Raw genomic sequence first — 20,832 nt, forward strand, 5'->3', positions numbered from 1 at the left:
CCAGCCAGCATGTTGAATCAGAGACGCTCTGATTTGGGAATCCCTAATCGAATCAACCTAACCTCATCCCGCTCTAGTCTAGTTGCTTCGCAACGATTCCTAGGGCCAAGCGTAGAGGGGAAGTGATTTCAAAGGGGCGGTGGATAGGGCATCGATGAGTGACTGACGGATGGCCGGACGGAGGGGGAGCTGCCCTAAATTGATAAGGCGCGGGGCGCCGGCGGGTCGGAGGTGGCGCCGATCGGCTCATCAAGCAGTTCGAGAAGATTTCGCATGGCGTTTCACCAGATCATTCGAGACCGTGTCGATGATCTCATCGGATAGTGCGGGATCTGGCACCACGCGGGAGAGGACAACCGATCCGATCATCTCGGCGAGCGCCGTTATCGCCGCGCTCCGCTTCGCTTTTGCACTGCTTCCTGGCACGAGCTTGGTGAGAAGCCCGATATAGTTACTGACGATGCTGCCGAAGCATTCCCGCAGCGCCGGATCGTCGTGACGTGCCGCGTCGGCAGCCATTGCTGCAAGGCCGCACCCTTGCCCCGGATCATCGCGGTGGTAGTCCGACACGTAATGACGCACGAGGGTCTCCAGCGGATCATCGCTCGCTGCGATACGGCCCGCGATATCCTCGCTCATATCCTCGTAGGCCCGCTTGACCGCCTGAACGATGAGGTCGTCCTTTGACTTGAACTGCCGGTAGAAGCCTCCGGGAGTGAGCCCGGCAGCCTTCATCAAGTCGACCAGCCCGATACCGTCGATCCCACGTTCCCGGAACAGCCTTGCGGCGGTCGCGATCACCCGCTCGCGATTCTGCTCGACCATTTCCTTGCTGACTTTCACGAGCCCTTCCCTTCCGATGGCGACGGCCGAGGCATAACGCCGGCATGACCTCTTTCAGCGGGGCTCGGACCCGGCGTCCAGAAGGCCCTTGACAATGATTATGTACATAATCATAAATAGACTATGATTACGAACATAATCATTAGCGGCGCTAACAAGGGAATTCGAGATGGCACATGCACAATCGCGCGCAGCGGGAGAAAAGGTCGCCCTGATCACGGGCGCTTCGGGGGGAATCGGGCTTGCGGCCGGACTTGCCCTGATCCGCGCGGGATATCGGGTGTTCGGCACCAGCCGTCAGGCCGCGCCCGACGAGGTGCGACAGGGCATTCATATGCTTCGCTGCGATGTCACTGATGATGAGTCCGTCAAGCAACTGATCAAGGACGTCGTTGGGCTTGCAGGCCGGATCGACGTGCTCGTGAACAATGCCGGCCGCAGCTTGATCGGCGCCGCCGAGGAATCGTCTCTCAATCAAGCCCAGAGCCTGTTCGACATCAACGTCTTCGGCATCCTTCGCACCACCGCTGAAGTGCTGCCCATCATGCGCAAGCAGGGCCAGGGCCGGATCATCAACATCAGTTCGGTGGCCGGCTTCCTGCCCGGACCATATACAGCGCTCTACAACGCCACCAAGCACGCCGTCGAAGGCTATTCCGAATCGCTCGATCACGAACTGCGAACATTCGGCATTCGTGTCTCGCTGGTCGAGCCAGTCTTCACCCGCACCGCGCTGGAAGAGAACGGCGACAAGCCCGATCGGATCCTAAACGTCTACGACAAAGGACGCACGGCCATGAACGCGACCTGGCGCAACGGCATCGCGGCCGGCGATCCCGTGGAAGCCGTGGCGGACAAGGTAGTGCAGGCTGCCACCGAAAAAGAGCCGAGCATTCGGTACACGCCCGGAAAGGTGGCGGGCCGTCTCCGCCTGATGCGGCGCTTTGTTCCCGAAAAGACTTTCGAGAAGAGTTTTCGCAAGCAGATGGGCGTGGCTGATTGATCCCTGAAATCGAGAGATCTCCAAGCAAGCAGACATGTCTCTTTCACCGAGGAGCGACCCATGAAGTACTATTTGTGCAAGTACATTCCGCCGCGCGCTGATTTTCTCGCGACCATGACCGCCGATGAGAAAGCATGGATGAAGCAGCACGGCGCGTTCCTGGATGACCTGCTCGAAAAGGGGCAGGTCGTCGCGCATGGCCCCGTCATGGACCCGAGTGGTGGTTATGGCGTGTCGCTCTATCAGATCGCCGATGACCAAGAGATAAAGGCGATCACCTCGGAAGACCCCATCGTGAAGAACGGCGCCGGTCATTATGAGCATCACCCGATGCTTCATCTGAAGGCGCGCGGCTGACCGTGCCGCTCCGACGATTTGTCACCATCGATCCCCGGCAGAGCATCCCGATACTCGAAACTCAATTAGGACAACATCCATGACGACCGCACTCGTTACCGGCGCCTCGAGCGGCATCGGCGCAGTTTACGCACGCCGCTTGGCCGCACGCGGCCACGATCTCGTGCTCGTCGCTCGCGCGACCGACAGGCTCAATACCCTCGCCACCGAACTGCGCAATGCGCATGGCATCGCAGTCGAAGTCATCACGGCCGATCTGACCGACGTCTCCCAGCTCGAACCGGTTCTCCGGCGTCTCCGCTCCGACCCGCCTATCGACATCCTCGTCAATAATGCAGGCGCGGCGTTGATCGGAGATTTCGCGACCGCCGATCCAGTCAAGATGGACGAACTGCTACGGCTGAACGTGGTCGCGCCGACGTTGCTCGCGTCCGCTGTCGTCGTCCGCATGGTTGAACGCGGCAATGGCGCGATCATCAATATCGCGTCGGTGCTGGCTCTACTCCCCGAACATTCCCGGGGCATCTACTCCGCCACCAAGTCTTACCTGATGACGCTGTCGCAAGGCCTTGCTGCCGAAGTCGTGTCGAAGGGCGTCTATGTGCAAGCCGTGCTGCCTGCGGCCACGCGCACCGAGATTTACGAACGAGCTGGTGGCGACGCCAGCAAGGTGCCCAATGTCATGGAGGTTGAAGATCTCGTGGATGCGGCCCTGGTCGGCTTCGATCGTAAGGAATTGGTGACAATTCCGCCGGTGCCCGACGTGGCGGCGTGGGACGCCTTTGAGAAGGCGCGCGGCGTTTTGGCGGCAGGCTTCGGCAACTCCAAGCCCGCCCCGCGTTATCGGGCCTGACGGCGAGGTTGGTCGTCGTCGCTCGCTGATTGGCGCGAGCAAATCGGACATATGCGCGATAAGAGTGGCCATTTCGGAGCGCGCCGCTGGAACACGAGTACTTCCCCCGCTATCCCGGGCCGATTTTGCACGACAACCAGCCTGGACGTGTTATGCGGCGTCGGGTTCGGAGCTATCGGTTCTCTTTCATTGCCAACGTCGAAAGATGACGCTGGCGTTGACGCCTCCGAAGCCGAATCCATTCGAAATCGCATGCTCTATCGTCATGCGCCTGGCCTCACGAGAGACGAGGTCGACGCCTTCCGCGGCCGCGTCACCATTTTCGAGATTGAGAGTGGGCGGCGCGACCTGGTCGCGTAACGCGAGGATCGTGAAGATCGCTTCCGCTCCCCCGGCTGCGCCGAGCAGATGACCAGTCGCCGATTTGGTGGCGCTCACGGCAATTTTACCGTCGCGGCCGAACACGGATTTGATCGCTTCCAGTTCGGAAACGTCGCCAACCGGCGTCGAAGTGGAATGGGCGTTGAGATGCTGGATATCGCCGGGGTTGAGCCCGGCCTGCCTCAAGGCGCCTTCCATCGCGCGGCGCGCGCCATCCCCGTCCTCGGGTCCCGACGTGATGTGGTAGGCATCGGCAGTCGTGCCATAGCCGGCGATTTCGGCGATCGGTTGGGCTCCGCGGCGGAGTGCGTGTTCCAGCTCTTCGATGACGAGGATACCGGCACCTTCACCCATGACGAAGCCGTCGCGGTCGCGGTCGAAGGGGCGGGACGCACGCGCCGGCGTTTCGTTGAAGCCCGTTGAAAGGGCCCGGGCAGCGGCGAAGCCGCCGAGGCTCACGAGATCGATGCAGGCTTCAGAGCCACCGCAAATCGCAACATCCGCTTCGCCGGTTCGAATGAGGCGTGCGGCATCGCCGATCGCCTGCACGCTCGCGGCGCAAGCCGTGACGGGCGTGCCGATGGGACCCTTGAAACCGTAGCGGATGGAGATATGACCGGCCGCGAGATTTGCGAGAAAGGAGGGCACGGTGAAGGGCGAGAGGCGCCTGACCCCGCGCTGATCGGTGGTGCGAACCGCCTCGACGATTGCCGGAAAGCCTCCGATGCCGGATGCGATCACGGTCGCCGTGCGCTCGAGTGAGTGTGCGTCGGAAGGAGTCCATGCCGCTTGTGCGACGGCCTCGGCTGTGGCGACCAGTGCGAACAGGATGAAGCGATCCATCCTCCGCTGGTCCTTGGGAGGCACGACCAGATCGGGATCGAAGCCGCCATCCGGATCGTCGGCCTTTGTCGGCACGATTCCAGCGACCCGCGCGGGCAGGACAGCCGCCCATTCGGGAAGGGCAGCCAGCCCTGAACGGGCCGCGAGCAGGCGGGACCATGCCAGCTCACTGCCGCAACCCAGCGGTGATACCAGTCCCAACCCTGTAACGACGACACGACGCATAATGAGATTACCTTCCAATTCTTGGTCCATCGTCGCTGATGGCAGCTAAGCTGCCATTCGCAGCAGATCGATGATCTCGGCTTCGGTTTTGAAGGGCCGCGGATTGGCCTGTACGAAGCGATGATTGATCGCAATCTTGCTGATCTGATCGAATTTGTCTTCACCGATCCCGACATCAGCGAGGCGGCCAGGTAGTCCAAGTGCTCTTGTGAATGCTGCAAAGGCGTCTGCGGCGTCGCCACCCGGGGCGCCAAGTGCCGTCGCCAAACGCTTCTGCGCCTCCTCGGTGAAGGGTTTGTTGTAGCGCAGAAGGCTCGGCATGATGACAGGTGTGCAGTAGTAGTGGGGAACCTCGAAGGTGCCGCCAAGCACATGGCCAATGCCGTGGCTTGCTCCCATCGGAACGCGTGCCTGGAGGCCATAAGACGCCAGCCATGAGCCGTATTGAGATTGTCGACGCGCCTCCAGATCATCAGGTTGCTGCAAGGTCCGGAGCATTCCCTCGCGCAGAATGCGGATACCTGCCAAGACGACTTCGTCAGCTAACGGGGTGCCGGCGGGTGAGCACAGCGCTTCGATACCGTGATCCATCGAGCGTGTTCCCGATCCCATCCAAAGGTTCGATGGCGTTTGAAGGGTGAGGGCAGGGTCGAGGATAATCGCCAGTGGCATCATTTGGGGATGGAAGAATATCTGCTTCAACTTATGGCGCTCGTCCGTGACGAGTGCTGCTGCATTGTATTCGCCGCCATTCAGCGTGGACGGTATTGCGATCTGTCGGACTGTGGGCGAAAGGAACGGAGAGATGTTTACGCCCGGGCCCATGGGAAATGGATCGAAACCCGCTTCATCGCGGATATCATGTTCCATCGCCATGATGACTATCTTGGCGAGATCGATAGCAGAACCTCCCCCGACAGCCACGATTAGATCAGCTTCTGCGTCATTAGCTTGACGGGCCACCTCGGCAGCTTGCTTGCGCGTCGTATGCTGCGCAATTCCATCAAAGGTCGCCACATGTTTGTCGCCAAGAGCACGACGAATCTTCTCGATCTCATCGGTCTTGGTGTTCAAGGTTCGACTGACGATGAGGAAGATGCGCTTGGCATCCAGTCGCACCGCCTCATCGTTCAAAGCGTCCGCCGCAGCTTTGCCATAAACGACACGATCGATTGCTGGAAAGGTGTGGATCCCGGATTTGCGCATTTCGTGTCCTCCATGAATTTATAGGATTAACTAGCTCTCAAGCGGCCGCGGTTTCGCGAACCTGTTTGGCCGCCGCCTTCAGAAGGGCCTGAGCCAGATCGGGGTCGTTGACGACGCGCGATAGCATCAGCGCACCGACCATCGTCGAGAGAATGGCCATCGCTTTGCCCTTGGGCTTCTCGCCGCTGGTTTCGGCAATCATTCGGCTGAGGATTTCGAGATGGTCTTTGATCCCGGTTTCGAATGACGCTTTCACGTCGCTGCCCTGTCTGGCGGCATCTGAGCCGAGCGCCACGATCGGGCAGCCGTCCATCTTTTCATCGCGATGGTCGGCGCTGAGGTAGAACGCAACCACTGCGCCGAGTGGATCCTTGGGTTTCGCCGCGGTCGCGGCCGACCATCGGAGGGTGGCGCTCTCCAACGCCCGCTTGGACGCCTGAGCCGCCAAGTCCTCCTTTGACGCGAACTGCTTGTAAAAGGCGCCTTGGGTCAGCCCGGCACCCTTCATCAGATCCTTGAGGCCGATGCCGTCAAAGCCGCACTCCCGAAAAAGGCGACTTGCGACATTGATTACAGTTTCGCGGTTTTCCGCTGCCTGGATGCGACTCACGCGCATTGCAAACCTCCAATTTTTTAGATTGCGTTCGAAATCTATATCAGATATAGAGTTCGAGTGCAATCTATTTTGGTGAGGCTGTGCCATGAAAAAAAGACCCATTATCGTGCTGGGAAGCATCCTGATCGCGGTGTTCGGGGTGGCCGGATTCGTTACGCTTTCCATCCGTACGCACGCAGCCTCTGCCGTGAGCGACCCGAGGCAGGAACCACCGATCGTCAGATTGGTGACGGCAGCGCGGGTGGTCGGATCCGAACGCGGCTTCACGGGGATCATCGGGGCGAGGGTGCAGAGCAACCTCGGTTTTCGCGTTGCCGGCAAGATCGTGGAACGGCTCGTGAATGCCGGTGAGCAAGTTAAGGCCGGTCAACCGCTGATGCGGATCGACGAAACCGACCTTCGCCTTGCGGTCACGGCGAAGCGCAACGCCGTTGCCGCAGCGCGCGCATCTTTCGTTCAGACCGAAGCGGATGAACAGCGATACGCCAGGTTGGTGAGCAGCGGATGGGCTTCCCGACAGCGCTACGAGCAAGCGAAGGCCGCGTTGGATACCGCCGCGGCCCAACTGGCCACCGCTGAAGCTGATGCGCGCGTCTCCGAGAATGAGGCGACCTACTCGATCCTGGTAGCGGACGCGGACGGAACGGTGGTCGATACGCTTGGCGAGCCCGGGCAGGTCGTCTCCGCCGGCCAGACAGTCGTTCGGATCGCGAAGGCCGGCCCCCGCGAAGCGGTGGTTGCGCTTCCCGAAACAATCCGGCCAGCGATCGGCTCCGTGGCGGAGGCCAGCGTGTATGGGGCCGACGGGCGGCGCGATATGGCGCATCTGCGGCAGTTGTCGGATGCCGCCGATGCTCAGACCCGCACCTATGAGGCCCGGTATGTGCTCGACGGTGAGGCTGCGGCAGCCCCTCTTGGCGCGACGGTGACCATTCGACTGGCAAGCCAGGCCAGCCAGCCGGAAGTTCAGGTGCCGCTGGGAGCCGTGCTCGACGACGGCCGGAAGACGGGTGTTTGGGTCCTGGACAGCGCAACATCAACCGTCCGCTTTCAGACCATCAAACTTGTTCGGCTGAGCGGCGAAAGCGCGGTGGTCTCTGGATTGAGTTCTGGTGATCCGATTGTTTCTCTCGGCGCTCACCTCCTGCAGGAGGGCGCTCGCGTTAGGACTGCGTCTGAAAGCAGGGGCAACTGATGAGCTTCAATCTTTCCGATCACCGTTGGAGACGTCAAATGGTATACGGTTACATTGTAAAGAAAGAAATCCGAAAGACGTTCGACCACGTCAACAACCATCGCTGGGATGAAGCGGTGAAGGCAGTCGCGCCGTATGTCCATCACCGCGTTTCCGGCGCCCACGCGCTTGGTGGTGAGCGCCACCACAAAGAAGCCCTGCGCCGCTGGTTTGAGCGCCTCGGCCGCGTCCAGCCCACTCTCCATCTCACGGTCAACAATATCTGGGTGAAGGGCTGGCCGTGGAATACCACCGTGTTTGTCCAGTGGGACGGCACCGCAACGCTGCCACACGGCGACGCGTCGTACGTCAACCGTGGTCTCCACGTGTTCACCCTGCGGTGGGGTAGGGTCCATGCACTCGAGGAATTTCAGGATTCACAGGAAGCGGCCCGTGGGCTTGCCGCTCAAGCGGCAGCTGGCCTCAAAGAAGCTGCCGCCGAACCCATCGTAAGTTAGCAGAAGCGCAGTCAGAGGCCCGCGTTCTTTAGGTCAGCGCAGTTCACTCGGCGATCACCTGTCGCAAGACGGCGAACGTCAGGACGAACGTCGTGGAATAGGAGCCGCTAAATGCTGAATTTCAATCTTTCCGCGATCGCCGTTCGCGAACGGGCCGTAACCCTGTTCTTCATTCTCCTGATGGCGGCCGCTGGCGCCTACGCCTTCCTCATGCTCGGGCGGGCGGAGGACCCATCCTTCACCATCAAGACCCTGACGGTCACGACGGTATGGCCAGGCGCGACGGCGCGCGAGATGCAGGACCAGGTCGCCGAACCGTTGGAGAAACGGCTCCAGGAGCTGACCTGGTACGACCGGGTGGAGACGACCACACGGCCAGGCTACGCGTACATGACGGTTACGCTGAAGGACAGCACACCGCCATCCAGCGTGCAGGAGGAGTTCTACCAGGCCCGCAAGAAGCTTGGGGATGAAGCGCGCAAGCTGCCGCCTGGTGTGCTCGGCCCCTTCGTCAACGACGAATATTCGGACGTGAGCTTCGCCCTTTATGCCCTCAAGGCGAAGGGCATGCCGATGCGCGAACTCGCCAGGCAAGCCGAAACCATTCGCCAGGACCTCCTGCACGTGTCCGGCGTCAAGAAGATCAACATCCTCGGCGAACGTCCCCAACAGATATTCATCGAGTTTTCCTACGCTAAATTGGCAACCCTCGGCGTATCGGCACAGGATATCGTTGCCGCCGTGCAGCGGCAGAACACCGTCACACCGGCAGGCTCGATCGACACCAAGGGGCCGCAGGTCTTCATCCGGGTCGACGGCGCTTATGACAGCGTCCAGGCGATCGCCGACACGCCCATCGTCGCTGCGGGGCGGACGCTGAAGCTCGCCGACATCGCCGATGTCCGCCGAGGCTACGAGGACCCTCCCACCTACCTTATCCGGCACCAGGGTGAGCCCTCCATCATGCTCGCGGCGGTCATGCAGGAAGGCTGGGATGGCCTTGCGCTTGGCAAGGCGCTGGAGGAGAGGTCCGCAGCTATCGCCCGGACGCTGCCACTCGGGATGACTCTGGCCAAGGTCAGCGACCAGGCCGTCAACATCACCTCGGCGGTTGACGAATTCATGATGAAATTCGCGATGGCACTCGGCGTGGTGCTGCTGGTTTGCCTGCTCAGCCTCGGCTGGCGCGTCGGCATCGTCGTGGCGGCTGCCGTCCCTCTGACGCTTGCCGTCGTATTCCTCATCATGCTGGAAACCGGCCGGTTCTTCGACCGCATCACGCTCGGCGCCCTGATCCTGGCGCTTGGTCTTCTCGTGGACGACGCCATCATCGCCATCGAGGTGATGGTGGTGAAAATGGAAGAGGGCATGGACCGCATCAAGGCGGCGGCCTATGCGTGGAGCCATACTGCGGCGCCGATGCTGTCCGGTACACTCGTGACGGTCGCCGGATTCCTGCCGGTCGGCTTCGCGCGCTCGACAGCCGGCGAATACGCCGGCAACATCTTTTGGGTCGTGGGATTCGCCCTCATTGTCTCCTGGATCGTCGCGGTGGTCTTCACGCCCTATCTTGGCGTCAAGATGCTTCCGGCGATCAAACCGATCGAAGGCGGTCACCACGCGATCTACGGCACACCGAACTATCGACGCCTGCGAGGGATCATCACCTTCGCCGTGCGCCACAAGTTCGTTACCTGCAGCATCGTCGCTATCGCTTTCGCGCTTTCCGGCGTCGGCATGGGCGCCCTCAAACAGCAGTTCTTCCCGACGTCCGACCGCCCCGAGGTGCTGGTGGAGGTTCGCTTACCGGAAGGCACCAGCATTGAGACGACCACCGCCGCAGTCGAAAAGCTCGAGCACTGGCTGGACCACCAGTCGGAGGCCAAGATCGTCACGAGCTATGTCGGTCAGGGCGCTCCCCGATTCTTCTTCGCGATGGCGCCTGAGCTGCCCGATCCGGCCTTCGCAAAGATCGTCGTGCTTACGCCGGATGAGGGGGCGCGCGAGGCTTTGAAGCATCGACTCCGACAGGCGGTGTCAGATGGGCTTGCGCCTGAGGCTCGCGTGCGCGTCACTCAGCTTGTGTTCGGACCCTACACGCCGTTCCCGGTCGAGTTTCGCGTCATGGGGCCTGACCCCGCGCAATTGTACGCCATCTCTGACAAAGCTCTCGATGTCATGCGTGGCGCTCCCGATGTGCGGCAAGCGAACCGCGATTGGGGTAATCGCACACCCGTGCTCCGCTTCATCCCGGATCAGGATCGACTGAACCTCATCGGCCTCTCGTCGGCGGAGGTGGGCCGGCAGCTGCAGTTCCTCCTCACTGGCATCGCTGTTACGCAGGTCCGTGAGGACATCCGCAATGTCCCCATCGTGGCACGCAGCGCAGGCGGCGAGCGGATGGATCCAACGCGTCTGGCGGATTTCTCACTGACGAGCAGGGACGGCCGCCCGATTCCGCTCGACCAGATCGGCGATGCTCAGGTCCGTCTCGAAGAGCCGATTATGAAGCGCCGCGATCGCACACCCGTCGTCACGATTCGCTCGGACATCAACGAGGCGACCCAGCCTCCAGAGGTCTCCAAGGAGATCAAGGCGGCCCTTGAGCCGCTGATCGCATCCCTTCCGGCCGGCTATCGCATCGAATTGGGCGGCTCGATCGAGGAGGCAACCAAGGCCAATGACGCGTTGGCGACGGTCTTTCCCGCCATGATCGCCGCCATGCTGATCGTCACCATGCTTCAGGTGCGATCCTTCTCGACGATGGCGATGGTCATGCTGACGGCACCGCTTGGCCTCGTCGGCGTCGTACCGATATTGCTCGCCTTTAACCAGCCCTTCGGATTCAACGCCATTCTGGGCCTGATAGGACTGGCGGGCATCCTGATGCGCAATACCCTCATCCTGACCGAACAAATCAAGGAGAACCGCGCTGCCGGCCTTGACGACTATCACGCGGTCATCGAGGCCACCGTGCAACGCACGAGACCGGTGATCCTGACCGCACTTGCCGCCGTGCTGGCCTTCATCCCTCTCACGCACTCCGTCTTCTGGGGATCGATGGCCTATACGCTGATCGGCGGCACGGCGGTCGGCACGGTGCTGATCCTGTTGTTTCTTCCTGCGCTTTATGCCGCGTGGTTTCGGATCAAACCGACTGCAGACGAGATCTATGAAGGTTCTACGAAGGAACCGGAATTGCGAACAGCAATGGCTGCCGAGTAGGGCTCCTGGGGAGGCGCTTTCAAGGTCTCGCCCGATGGGACCAAAGGCGGCTTGCCCACGGTTGCATATTTCTCCAAGGGCGGCGGCATTAGTTTTAAAATGGAATGGTAGGGAAGCTCTTGGGAGAGCAACGGCTCGTCAGCCTTCTGCCTGGCATTCGGCGGGTGAGCGCGCGTGGCTCTCCGCGAGCTAACGGCTTCTAGGGTAGAGAGCCTGTGTAATGCTAGAACTCACACGTTTCTGCGCACGCCAGCGAGGCTTGTCGATGGCTGGCCGACGGATGATGATCTAAGTGCTTGACTAGTTCTAAAAAAGAACTGTACTCTCTCTCCGAGACGACGTGCCGCGGAAAGGTGCGCGTTTGGGAGGATGAGCAATGTTGGTGAACTGGAAGGCCGTTGCGGTTGTGGCTCTGCTTTTGAGCGGCCCGGCATTCGCGGCGGACGAGCCGGGAATCTCTGCTACCGAGATCAAGATCGGTGGCGTCTTTCCCTTCAGCGGACCGGCGTCATCGATCGGCCTCGTGGGCAAGGGAGTTATCGCCTACATCCAGTCGGTCAACGACCGCGGCGGCATCAACGGACGCAAGATCAACTACATTGCGTATGACGATGCCTACAGCCCTCCCAAAGCCGTGGAGCATGTCCGCAAACTTGTTGAGAGCGACGAAGTGTCGTTCATGTTCGGCCAGCTTGGCACTCCCGGCATCTCGGCTACGGCAAAATACCTGCGGTCGAAAGGGGTGCCCAGCATCGCAATTATCAGCGGGTCATCCAAGTTTACGGACGTCGCCAATTACCCGATGACCACGACCGGCCTTGTGAGCTACGACACCGAAGGAAAAATTTACGCCAAATATCTGACGAAGGCGCTGCCGAACGCCAAGTTTGCCATCCTCTATCAGAACGACGACCTGGGCAAAGACTATGTGAACGCTTTCAAGGCGTTTCTCGGAAAGGATTTCGACCGAAAGGTCGTGACCGCTTCCTATGAGGTCACCGAACCGACGGTCGATTCACAGGTGGTTAATCTGAAGAGCTCCGGTGCGGATGCCCTCGTGATCGCCGGCACACCGAAGTTCGCCGCTCAGGCAATACGGCAAGCCTCGGTAATCGGCTGGAAGGCAACCGTCATCATCAATTTCCCATCCGGCTCTGTCGGAGGCACGCTCGCACCCGCCGGTCTCGACAAATCAGTCGGCGTGATCGTCGGCACGACCAACAAGGATATTCTGGATCCGACATGGAAAGATGACCCGGGCATGCAAACCTACCGGGCATTTCTGGACAAGTATTTGCCGGGCGTCGATATCACCAATGGCAGCTATCTGACCGGCTATCAGCAAGGCTTCCTGCTCGAGCAGATTCTAAAGCAATGCGGCAATGATCTGTCCCGCAAGAATATTCTCGCGCAGGCCAAGAACCTCAGGGATTTCGTGGTGCCGACTGTGCTGCCTGGCATCAAGGTCAACACCACCGACACGGTGAACATGATCTGGACACAGATGCGACTGCAGCGATGGACCGGTGCAAGTTGGGAAGGCTTCGGGGAAGTGCTGGATGCCAAGTCCGAGTGAATTCACTGGGCGAGGCGACGGGGGGCGGCAGTTGGCGGGCTGGTGCCAACTGCCGGCTGGTCTGGCCCGAAAGCTCGATTGATCGTTCGCGCGATCCAGGCAGGTAGGTTCCAGCGGACATGGCGTCAGAAGCGACGAATCGTGCCCCCGCGCGCTTGTCGACCATCACAGCGGTTCAGGAGATTGTTTCGATGTCGACGAAGCCACTGACGTTCGCGCCGAGGGAGCTTTCCATAGAGCGTCGAACCGACGGCACGCTCATATTGAGCTCGCCGCTCGAGTTAGGAAAGTGCGACTGGCGTATCACGGATTTTCTTCCGAGCTGGGCTAATTCTGTTCCCGATAGGATTTTTCTTGCGCAACGCAATGCCGAAGGGGGATGGGACGAGATCACCTATCGCGAGGCATGGTCGCAGGTCCAGGCGGTCGGCCAAAGCCTGATCGATATGGGCGCAAAGCCGGCCGACAAGCTGGCGATACTTTCAGGAAACTCGATCGAGAACGCAGTGATCTCGTTTGCCGCGATGTCGATAGGGGTAATCCTAGCGCCGATATCCCCAAACTACACGTTGATGCCCGGAGGCCTGGCTCGTCTCAAAGATATAGCGGAATCGCTGCGCCCGAATTTTGTTTTTGTTCAGAGCGCGCGCGACTTTTCCGCGGGACGTTCTATTCGCGAACTGGCAGCATCGACCTGGATCAGTGTCGATGGGGCGCCGGATACCGTGCCTTTCGGTGCACTGAAATCCCGAACGGGGAGCGAGGGATTTGCGGACGCTTCACTGGCGGTTTCTTGCGACGCTGTCGCAAAGATTCTCTTTACATCCGGTTCGACGGGTTTTCCCAAAGGCGTGCTCAACACCCACCGCATGATGGCAAGCTCCTTGCAAATGGGGAGTCAGCTAGTATCTCCTCCGGACGCGCCGGTGCAGGTCGAGTGGCTGCCCTGGCACCATACGATGGGCAGCAACGTAATCCTTCACGGCATTCTCAAGAATGGCGGTACGCTCTACATCGATGATGGCCGGCCGCTGCCTCAGCTCTTCTACAAGACGGTCGCGAATCTCAAGGAGATTTCGCCTACCGCCATGTTCAACGTACCTGCCGGCTATAATCTCCTATGTGACGCAATCGAGAACGACCTCGATCTTGGCGCCAGCGTGTTCAGGCGGATGGACAGACTGAGCTATGCCGGGGCGGCAATCTCGCAGGGCACGCTTGAAAAGCTCTATCGGCTGACGTCGTCGATCACCGGCCGACGAATTCCGGTCATGTCGGGCTACGGCACCACCGAAACGGCACCAACGATCAGTACGACCCATTGGGCGACGGACCAGCCGGGAGAAATCGGTCTTCCCGCGCCGGGTCTTCAGCTAAAGCTCATTCCTGTTTCCGATACTTACGAGGCAAGGGTCAAGGGACCCAATGTTACACCCGGCTATCTCGGAAGGCCGGATTTGACGGAAAAGGCCTTCGATGAGGAAGGGTTCTATCGCATCGGCGATACCGTCTCGTTTCTGGATCCTCAGAAGCCGGAGCTTGGGTTGCGCTTTACAGGCAGAATTTCGGAGAACTTCAAACTCGCGAATGGCACCTGGGTCTCGATCGGGAATATGCGCGCGGCAATTCTGGCTGCAACTCGGGGCGTATTGCTGGACCTCGTCGTCGCGGGAGAAAATCGTGAAGCGTGCGCGCTGCTCTGCTGGTTGAATCCGGCCGAGGCAGCGCGGATCTCGAAGGCGTCCGATTTGACCTGCGACCCTCTCGTAGTTCAATTCCTGAAAGACCGTTTTCGGGAATACAATGAAACCGTCGGAAGCAGCGAAAGAATTTGTTCGTTCTCCCTACTCAAGGATCCGCCGTCGATGGCGGCAGGCGAGATTACCGACAAGGCCTACGTCAATCAGCGGGCCGTGTTGAGCCACCGATCGTGGTGCGTCGAAAGGCTGTATGCAGAGCCGCCGAGCGAAGACGTGATGGTGATTTGAGCGTGAGCGGCCTGACGGACAATCACGCCGCTTGCTTGCGGGTCTTTGGCTTTGCGGGCTTGTCGCGAGAAATCCGTTCCGAAGGGGCGCGGGCCCCGGGGCCGGGGTGGGTGTGTACCTCCTTGGCCAAAAGCGGCTCGCCGCATTCGGAGCACACCATGACCGGATCGAAGTTCTTGCCGCATTTGCGGTGCTGATGCAGCAACGGCCGCCCGCGTTCGTCGACCATGTGGGTGTCGCCCCAATGGACGAGCGCCATCATGATCGGATAGAGGTCGAGACCCTTCTGCGTCAGGATATACTCGTGGCGTTTGGGCGACTCCTGATATGGAATGCGGCGCAGCACGCCCTGCCGAACCAGCTTTTTCAGCCGCTCGGCGAGCAAATGGCGCGTGATCCCAAGCGCTGACTGAAAGCCCTCGAAGCGGCGCGTACGCAGAAAGCATTCGCGGAGGATCAGAAGCGTCCAACGGTCACCGATCACACCGATGGTTCGAGCCATCGAACACGGCTCTTCCTCAAGTTCATCCCATTTCATTCCAGTTCTCCGGTCGTCCGGCGCCTGTTCCACTCGAATCATCCAGGGAACCGCAAGCCGCCTATACCATTCTAGATAGGTACTCGATTTCAAACAATACCCCGGCGATCAGCCCAAACTAGCAGAATTCCGCATAGATTTGACAGTTCAATTTTAGAACTGTATGAACGAATTGCAGCCGGAGTTCGGCTGGAAGATCACAAAACCTGACCATCACTGCGCTCTACGGGAGGAGCTGACATGCCCCTGAAAGTGGAATTCCTGTTCGATTTCGGCAGCCCGAACGCTTACCTGGCGGAACTGGTCCTTCCGGGAATCGAATGGCGCACCGGCGTGAAATTCGAATATGTCCCGGTTCTGCTCGGCGGCATCTTCAAGGGGACCGGCAACATGTCCCCGTTCGACTCGCTTCGCGGGATCAAGAACAAGCCGGAATACCAGGCGCTCGAGACCCAGCGTTTCATCCGCCGCCATAACATTACGAAATTTCGCCAGAATCCTTTCTTTCCAGTCAACACGCTGATGCTGATGCGTGGCGCCGTCGCGGCTCAGTTCGAAGGCATGTTTGAACCCTATTTCCGCGCCGCCTATCATCATATGTGGGAAGAGCCCAAGAAGATGGATGACCTCGAAACCTTCCGGAACGCATTCATCTCCTCAGGCATCGATATCGACCGGTTGATTGCGCGTGCGCAGCAAGATGACGTCAAGAAGGGGTTGATCGATCGGACCACCGACGCGGTTAACCGCGGAGCATTCGGCTCACCGACTTTCTTCGTTGGAAAGGAAATGTTCTTCGGCAAGGACCAGCTCCGTGACGTCGAGGAGTCGATCGTCGAACAGACCAGTCAACTGGTTTCGAAAACAGCCTAATGTTGGGAATTTAGACCTGCAGAGCCAGGCCGATTGTCCCGGGCCTGCATGAGGAAAACTCAGTCGGCCCCTCAGCGAAATAAACTCAGGGAGAATGCCCATGCCTGGCCCACTTAGCGGTGTTCGAGTCCTGGATTTAACAGGCGTGGTGTCGGGTCCCTACGCGACCATGTTTCTGGCGGATCAGGGCGCCGACGTTCTGAAGATCGAGCCGATTGCCGGCGATATTACGCGGCGCAGCCGCGCCACCATTGACAAGGATGGAGAGTTTTCCGCGCTTTTTATCTCTTCGAACCGCGGCAAGCGCTCACTGTCGATCGACGTCAAGAGCGCGGCCGGCCGAGAGGTTCTCGCCAAGTTGGTCGCGCAGGCGGACGTCCTGGTGCAAAATTTCCGGCCCGGCACCATGGAGCGCCTCGGTCTCGGCGTCGATGAGTTGCGCCAACGTCATCCGCGCTTGATCTATGTCTCGATCAGCGGCGTCGGCGAGACCGGCCCGTATGTGAAGAAGCGCGTCTATGATCCGATCATTCAAGCGTTGTCGGGCTTTGCCGATATCCAGTCGCAGCCGGTAACGAACCGTCCGCAGATGATACGAACTATCGTATGTGACAAGACTACCGCCGTGTTCACCGCGCAGGCGGTGGCAGCGGCGCTCTATGCCCGCGAGAAGACCGGGCAGGGCGATCACATTCAGGTCGCAATGCTGGATGCGATGATTTCGTACCTGTGGCCGGAAGGCATGATGCAGTACACGGTAGTGGGAGCCGAGACCACCGCCGCAGATCCTAACGATCGACCGGATCTCGTGTTCAAGACCAGCGATGGCTACATCACGGCTGGTACCATCTCGGATTCCGAATGGCAGGGGTTTTGCCGGGCTTCCGGCGATCCCGAGCTTGCCAAGGATCCCCGGTTTGCGACGCCATCGGCGCGTTCGGTCAACGCCACGGCGCGCATCAACAAGATGGCGGAGTATATCGGCCAGCACACCACGGCCGAATGGCTGGAGCGCCTGGACGCTGCCGACGTCCCTTGCGCGCCGATCCTGCGGCGAGGCGAAATCATCCACAATGAACAGGTGATTGCGCGCGGTATCATCGCGGAGTTCGATCAGCCGAAGGTCGGGCGGGTACGGCAGCCGAAGCCAGCGGCCCGCTTTGAGATCAATGAGGCCGCGATCGGCGGGCCGGCCCCTCGCGTCGGCGAGCACTCGCGCGACGTGTTGCGGGAATTGGGTTACGACGATAGCGCCATCGACAAGATGGTTGCCGAGCGCAGCGTGCGCGTGGCGGTCTGACGCCAAGCCGTCTTGCGCGCGTGGAGGGCGGTTTCTAAGCTTTCACCGGCGCCGGGGTGATCGGTACCAACGGGGCATTTGCCGCGACGGCGCGCTGAAAGGCCTCCCGTTTCTTGATGCGTTCGAGATAGGGCTGCGCGTTGTCGCAAATGCCAACGCCATAGGCGATAGCCCACTCAAGGCAGGTGGTGAGCAGGATGTCGGCGCTGGTGAACCGCTCGCCCATCAGGAATGGCCGGTCGTCTGCGAGCGCGACTTCGACATGGCGCAGCTGCTGGCGAAAATACTCGCCGGCCTGGGCAACGACCTCGGGCGCAATACCGTAGATCGGACCGAGTGCGTCGGCCCGATGGCGGCGCATCACGTAAAGGCTGGTTGAATCCAGCTCCGCGACGATAAAGAAGCACCACTCCAGCCACGCGGCATACTCACGGGTGGTTTCCGGAATCAGCGAGCGCTCCGTCGTGGAGTACATTCGCGACAGGTAGGCAACGATCGCGGCGCTCTCGCCGATGCAGAAGTCGCCGTCCTGAAGCAGCGGAATCTTCTGGCGCGGATTGAGCTTGGTGTATTCCGCGGTCTTGGTCTCGCCCGTCCGCGGCCCGATCGGTCTTGTCTCGTAGACCAGGCCCAGTTCGTGCATGGCCCAATGCGGGCGAATGGTGCGGCTTGTCCCAACGCCCCACAGGGTCAGGTTTGGTGTCGCGTTCATATTACCACTTCTCCACGGACGGACGGAGATCGAGCTCGTGGGTCCAGCCATCCCTGCTTTGCTGGTGGGTGAACCAATAGGCGTCAGCGATGGAAGACGTCTTGGTCAGGCTATCCGCGGGAATGTCGCTTGCCTCGATCCCTTTTGCTGCTTTCATGCGCTGGTGAATTGCCTCGCTGTCGACGCCGGCGTCGATCAGGAGATGCACGACATGAATGTTCTTCGGTCCGAGCTCGCGCGCCATCGCCTGGGCCACTGCTCGAAGTCCGAACTTCGCTGATGAGAATGCCGCAAACCCCTGGCCGCCACGCACACTGGCGGTCGCCCCCGTAAAGAAAATGGTGCCATGTCCGCGCGGGAGCATCACGCGCGCGGCCTCACGTCCGACCAAGAAGCCGCCGTAGCAGGCCAGTTCCCAGGCCTTGAAGAACAGTTTCTCGGTCGTCTCCAGCAATGGCTTGTTGACGTTCGATCCCGCGTTGAAGAGGCAAACCTCGATGGGCCCGAACTCCTTCTCGATCCGCGCGAATATGCCCTGGACCTCTGCTTCCTGACGGGCATCGACACTGAACGCGTGAACGTTATGTCCCGCAGCCCTGAGCTCGCTCACGAGCCCCTGCGACTTGGACGCATCACGCCTGCAGATGCAAACCGTATAGCCGCCGCTTGCAAAACGCCGGGCGACGGCCGCTCCGATCGCGTCGCCTGCGCCCACAAGTATCGCTACCCCGCGGCTCTCCGCCATTTCGTTTCTCCCATTAAGTTCTTATTTGATACTTTAATCGTAGCTGCGGGCCGGTACATTGTAAACGACGCGTTTCAGAAACGAGCGCGTCAAATTAGGGCAGGTTAGTTGCCCCTTCGGACCGCGTAAAGTGAGAACGATGAATTAGTGATTGACGAGTTCTAAAAAAGAACGTTAGGTTAACCGCGAATATGCCGCGTTGCAAAAGCAGGCATGCTTTGGTCGGGAGGTCGGTCGTGGTGCAGCTTTCAGATGCGATCAATCTCGATGAGGTTGCTGTCGGCTTGCCGCGTCGAATCCATGAAGTCACGGCAAGGCAGGTTGCCAAGGCCGCCGACCGGATCGCGCTGGTCGAAGACGGAGCATGCTGGAGCTACCGCGAACTGGAGCAGCGCGTCAGCGAGATCGCCGCCGTCCTTTCGACGCTGGGAATCAGAGCCGGCGACCGGATGGTCATTGTCAGCGAAAACTGTATCGCACTGGCCGCGTTGCTGCTGGCGACGAGCCGGCTCGACGCCTGGGCGATCGTCGCCAACCCGCGATCGTCCGCACGCGAACTGGATCAGATCCGCGACCATAGCGGCGCCCGCCGGATGTTTTTCACATCAGGTATTTCGAAGGAGGCCGCTGCTCACGCTTCGCGCTATGGAGCCGGGAATCAGCGAATAGGCCCACTGCTGGAGGTTGGTGTTGGTCCGCTCAACGAAAGCGCAATCGTCGAGCCGGTAGAGGCCGATCCCGGAAAACAAGTCGCGGTGCTGATCTACACCTCGGGAACGACGGGGGCGCCGAAGGGCGTGATGCTCTCGCATGACAACCTCCTGATCAGCGCCAAGACCACCGCGTCGATTCGCAAAATGAATGAAGACGACAAGATCTATCTCGTCTTGCCGATCTCCCATATCGTCGGCATCTCGCTCCTGATCATGACATTGATGACCGGCGGCACGGTGCGGATGGTCAGCAAATACGATCCTGCCGCAACGGCCAGGGCGATCGCGGAGGAGGGCGTTACCATCCTCAACGGCGTGCCCGCCACCTATCAGCGCCTGCTGGAGTACAAGAGCGTGTCGGGTGTGGAGCAACTCGCCCGAGGATCGTTACGCCTGATCGGCGTCGCCGGCGCGCCCCTCGATTTGAATCTGAAGTTGCGTGTGGAAAAAGAGTTCGGCCTTCCGCTGCTCAATGGCTACGGGATCACCGAATGTTCGCCGGGGATATCGGGCGTGCGCTTCGATGCACCACGTGCCGACCAGGCAGTAGGCACACTGCTGCCGGGAGTAGAGGCGCGGGTCAGAACGCTCGACGGAATTCCGACGGCAAGAGGTGAGGTCGGAGAGCTGCATGTCCGCGGGCGCAACGTGATGCTCGGCTACTATCGTGCCCCCGACCTTACCGCCAAGGCAATCGACAGCGAGGGTTGGTTCAACACCGGCGATCTGGCGCGCTATGACGGCGATTGCCTGTACATTGTCGGCCGCACCAAGGAAATGATCATCCGTTCGGGTTTCAACGTCTATCCCGCCGAGGTCGAAGCGGTCCTCAGTTCACATAAGGACGTCGTGCAATGCGCCGTGGTCGGCCGTACCGCCGACGGCAATGAAGAAATTGTCGGGTTTGTGCAACTGCTGCCGGGGTCACGTGTGACGCCGGACGATCTGATGAGTTTCATCCGATTTCAACTCACCTCATACAAGCGGCCGTCCAAAATCATCATCCTCGATGCGTTGCCGGCCACCTCAACTGGCAAGATACTCAAGCACAAGCTCGCGGAGTCCTTGCGTGGCGAGGGCGATGAAAGCCCTCCGGAGCGGGCGGCCGAATTTCGCAGACAACATGTCTAACCTGACCGGGAG

The 20,832-nt window shown here is 60.2% G+C and carries 18 protein-coding genes; 11 read left to right on the forward strand and 7 right to left on the reverse strand.

The genetic code is table 11. The features are described from left to right. Positions 1-249 precede the first annotated feature (249 nt). On the reverse strand, positions 250-843 hold the full coding sequence (locus JQ567_RS14535; protein WP_212439459.1) for a TetR/AcrR family transcriptional regulator: 594 nt from the start codon (positions 841-843) through the stop codon (positions 250-252). 169 nt (positions 844-1,012) lie between these two features. Here JQ567_RS14535 and JQ567_RS14540 point away from each other — a divergent pair, with 169 nt between their 5' ends. From JQ567_RS14540 to JQ567_RS14550, 3 genes are all read left to right on the forward strand, one after another. Further along, positions 1,013-1,846, forward strand: a complete 834-nt coding sequence (locus JQ567_RS14540; RefSeq protein WP_212439460.1) for an oxidoreductase — start codon at positions 1,013-1,015, stop codon at positions 1,844-1,846. Positions 1,847-1,906: 60 nt separating this feature from the next. Then, positions 1,907-2,203, forward strand: coding sequence for a YciI family protein (locus JQ567_RS14545; RefSeq protein WP_212423377.1), 297 nt, complete (start codon positions 1,907-1,909; stop codon positions 2,201-2,203). A 79-nt stretch (positions 2,204-2,282) separates the two neighbouring features. Further along, entirely contained in the window at positions 2,283-3,056 is a 774-nt protein-coding gene (locus JQ567_RS14550; RefSeq protein ID WP_212439461.1) for an SDR family oxidoreductase, read from the forward strand. 186 nt (positions 3,057-3,242) lie between these two features. Here the strand turns inward: JQ567_RS14550 and fabF are convergent, their stop codons facing one another. The 3 genes from fabF to JQ567_RS14565 are packed head-to-tail and all read right to left on the reverse strand — an operon-like array spanning position 3,243 to position 6,327. Then, on the reverse strand, positions 3,243-4,505 hold the full coding sequence (gene fabF / locus JQ567_RS14555; RefSeq protein ID WP_212439462.1) for a beta-ketoacyl-ACP synthase II: 1,263 nt from the start codon (positions 4,503-4,505) through the stop codon (positions 3,243-3,245). Positions 4,506-4,550: 45 nt separating this feature from the next. Then, complete coding sequence (locus tag JQ567_RS14560) at positions 4,551-5,711, reverse strand: iron-containing alcohol dehydrogenase (RefSeq protein ID WP_212439463.1); 1,161 nt, start codon at positions 5,709-5,711, stop codon at positions 4,551-4,553. A gap of 37 nt (positions 5,712-5,748) precedes the next feature. Then, entirely contained in the window at positions 5,749-6,327 is a 579-nt protein-coding gene (locus JQ567_RS14565; protein WP_192735085.1) for a TetR/AcrR family transcriptional regulator, read from the reverse strand. Positions 6,328-6,412: 85 nt separating this feature from the next. Between JQ567_RS14565 and JQ567_RS14570 the strand changes: the two genes are divergently transcribed. From JQ567_RS14570 to JQ567_RS14590, 5 genes are all read left to right on the forward strand, one after another. After that, the gene (locus JQ567_RS14570; protein ID WP_212439464.1) at positions 6,413-7,522 is read left to right on the forward strand and encodes an efflux RND transporter periplasmic adaptor subunit; all 1,110 of its coding nucleotides are present in this window, start codon (positions 6,413-6,415) and stop codon (positions 7,520-7,522) included. A gap of 38 nt (positions 7,523-7,560) precedes the next feature. Further along, a complete protein-coding gene (locus JQ567_RS14575) occupies positions 7,561-8,019 on the forward strand; it encodes a nuclear transport factor 2 family protein (RefSeq protein WP_212439603.1) in 459 nt (152 codons plus the stop codon). A gap of 114 nt (positions 8,020-8,133) precedes the next feature. Further along, positions 8,134-11,244 carry an efflux RND transporter permease subunit gene (locus tag JQ567_RS14580; protein ID WP_212439604.1) on the forward strand — a complete coding sequence of 1,037 codons (3,111 nt, stop codon included), beginning with the start codon at positions 8,134-8,136 and terminating at the stop codon, positions 11,242-11,244. 376 nt (positions 11,245-11,620) lie between these two features. Continuing rightward, entirely contained in the window at positions 11,621-12,820 is a 1,200-nt protein-coding gene (locus JQ567_RS14585; protein WP_212439465.1) for an ABC transporter substrate-binding protein, read from the forward strand. Positions 12,821-12,939: 119 nt separating this feature from the next. After that, entirely contained in the window at positions 12,940-14,808 is a 1,869-nt protein-coding gene (locus JQ567_RS14590) for an AMP-binding protein (protein ID WP_212439466.1), read from the forward strand. A 22-nt stretch (positions 14,809-14,830) separates the two neighbouring features. On the opposite strand, the gene JQ567_RS14595 is transcribed toward JQ567_RS14590, so the two are convergent. Beyond that, on the reverse strand, positions 14,831-15,346 hold the full coding sequence (locus JQ567_RS14595) for a helix-turn-helix domain-containing protein (RefSeq protein WP_212439467.1): 516 nt from the start codon (positions 15,344-15,346) through the stop codon (positions 14,831-14,833). A gap of 240 nt (positions 15,347-15,586) precedes the next feature. Between JQ567_RS14595 and JQ567_RS14600 the strand changes: the two genes are divergently transcribed. Together JQ567_RS14600 and JQ567_RS14605 are read left to right on the forward strand one after the other, a co-directional pair. Beyond that, entirely contained in the window at positions 15,587-16,219 is a 633-nt protein-coding gene (locus JQ567_RS14600; RefSeq protein ID WP_212439468.1) for a 2-hydroxychromene-2-carboxylate isomerase, read from the forward strand. A gap of 100 nt (positions 16,220-16,319) precedes the next feature. Continuing rightward, positions 16,320-17,519, forward strand: coding sequence for a CaiB/BaiF CoA-transferase family protein (locus JQ567_RS14605; protein ID WP_212439469.1), 1,200 nt, complete (start codon positions 16,320-16,322; stop codon positions 17,517-17,519). Between the two features lie 34 nt (positions 17,520-17,553). Here the strand turns inward: JQ567_RS14605 and JQ567_RS14610 are convergent, their stop codons facing one another. After that, entirely contained in the window at positions 17,554-18,231 is a 678-nt protein-coding gene (locus JQ567_RS14610) for a glutathione S-transferase family protein (RefSeq protein ID WP_212439470.1), read from the reverse strand. A gap of 1 nt (position 18,232) precedes the next feature. Continuing rightward, positions 18,233-18,976 carry an SDR family NAD(P)-dependent oxidoreductase gene (locus JQ567_RS14615; protein WP_212439471.1) on the reverse strand — a complete coding sequence of 248 codons (744 nt, stop codon included), beginning with the start codon at positions 18,974-18,976 and terminating at the stop codon, positions 18,233-18,235. A 191-nt stretch (positions 18,977-19,167) separates the two neighbouring features. On the opposite strand from JQ567_RS14615, the gene JQ567_RS14620 reads away from it, so the two are divergent. After that, entirely contained in the window at positions 19,168-20,820 is a 1,653-nt protein-coding gene (locus JQ567_RS14620) for a class I adenylate-forming enzyme family protein (RefSeq protein ID WP_212439472.1), read from the forward strand. Positions 20,821-20,832 lie beyond the last annotated feature (12 nt).

Source organism: Bradyrhizobium sp. AUGA SZCCT0431 (assembly GCF_018131065.1).
In the GTDB taxonomy this organism is placed as follows: domain Bacteria; phylum Pseudomonadota; class Alphaproteobacteria; order Rhizobiales; family Xanthobacteraceae; genus Bradyrhizobium.

Coding starts and splice junctions, on each gene's coding strand:
- JQ567_RS14540 (WP_212439460.1), top strand. CDS start 1,013: ATGGCACATGCACAATCGCGCGCAGCGGGAGAAAAGGTCGCCCTGATC.
- JQ567_RS14545 (WP_212423377.1), top strand. CDS start 1,907: ATGAAGTACTATTTGTGCAAGTACATTCCGCCGCGCGCTGATTTTCTC.
- JQ567_RS14550 (WP_212439461.1), top strand. CDS start 2,283: ATGACGACCGCACTCGTTACCGGCGCCTCGAGCGGCATCGGCGCAGTT.
- fabF (WP_212439462.1), bottom strand. CDS start 4,505: ATGCGTCGTGTCGTCGTTACAGGGTTGGGACTGGTATCACCGCTGGGT.
- JQ567_RS14560 (WP_212439463.1), bottom strand. CDS start 5,711: ATGCGCAAATCCGGGATCCACACCTTTCCAGCAATCGATCGTGTCGTT.
- JQ567_RS14565 (WP_192735085.1), bottom strand. CDS start 6,327: ATGCGCGTGAGTCGCATCCAGGCAGCGGAAAACCGCGAAACTGTAATC.
- JQ567_RS14570 (WP_212439464.1), top strand. CDS start 6,413: ATGAAAAAAAGACCCATTATCGTGCTGGGAAGCATCCTGATCGCGGTG.
- JQ567_RS14575 (WP_212439603.1), top strand. CDS start 7,561: ATGGTATACGGTTACATTGTAAAGAAAGAAATCCGAAAGACGTTCGAC.
- JQ567_RS14585 (WP_212439465.1), top strand. CDS start 11,621: ATGTTGGTGAACTGGAAGGCCGTTGCGGTTGTGGCTCTGCTTTTGAGC.
- JQ567_RS14590 (WP_212439466.1), top strand. CDS start 12,940: ATGGCGTCAGAAGCGACGAATCGTGCCCCCGCGCGCTTGTCGACCATC.
- JQ567_RS14595 (WP_212439467.1), bottom strand. CDS start 15,346: ATGAAATGGGATGAACTTGAGGAAGAGCCGTGTTCGATGGCTCGAACC.
- JQ567_RS14600 (WP_212439468.1), top strand. CDS start 15,587: ATGCCCCTGAAAGTGGAATTCCTGTTCGATTTCGGCAGCCCGAACGCT.
- JQ567_RS14605 (WP_212439469.1), top strand. CDS start 16,320: ATGCCTGGCCCACTTAGCGGTGTTCGAGTCCTGGATTTAACAGGCGTG.
- JQ567_RS14610 (WP_212439470.1), bottom strand. CDS start 18,231: ATGAACGCGACACCAAACCTGACCCTGTGGGGCGTTGGGACAAGCCGC.
- JQ567_RS14615 (WP_212439471.1), bottom strand. CDS start 18,976: ATGGCGGAGAGCCGCGGGGTAGCGATACTTGTGGGCGCAGGCGACGCG.
- JQ567_RS14620 (WP_212439472.1), top strand. CDS start 19,168: ATGCCGCGTTGCAAAAGCAGGCATGCTTTGGTCGGGAGGTCGGTCGTG.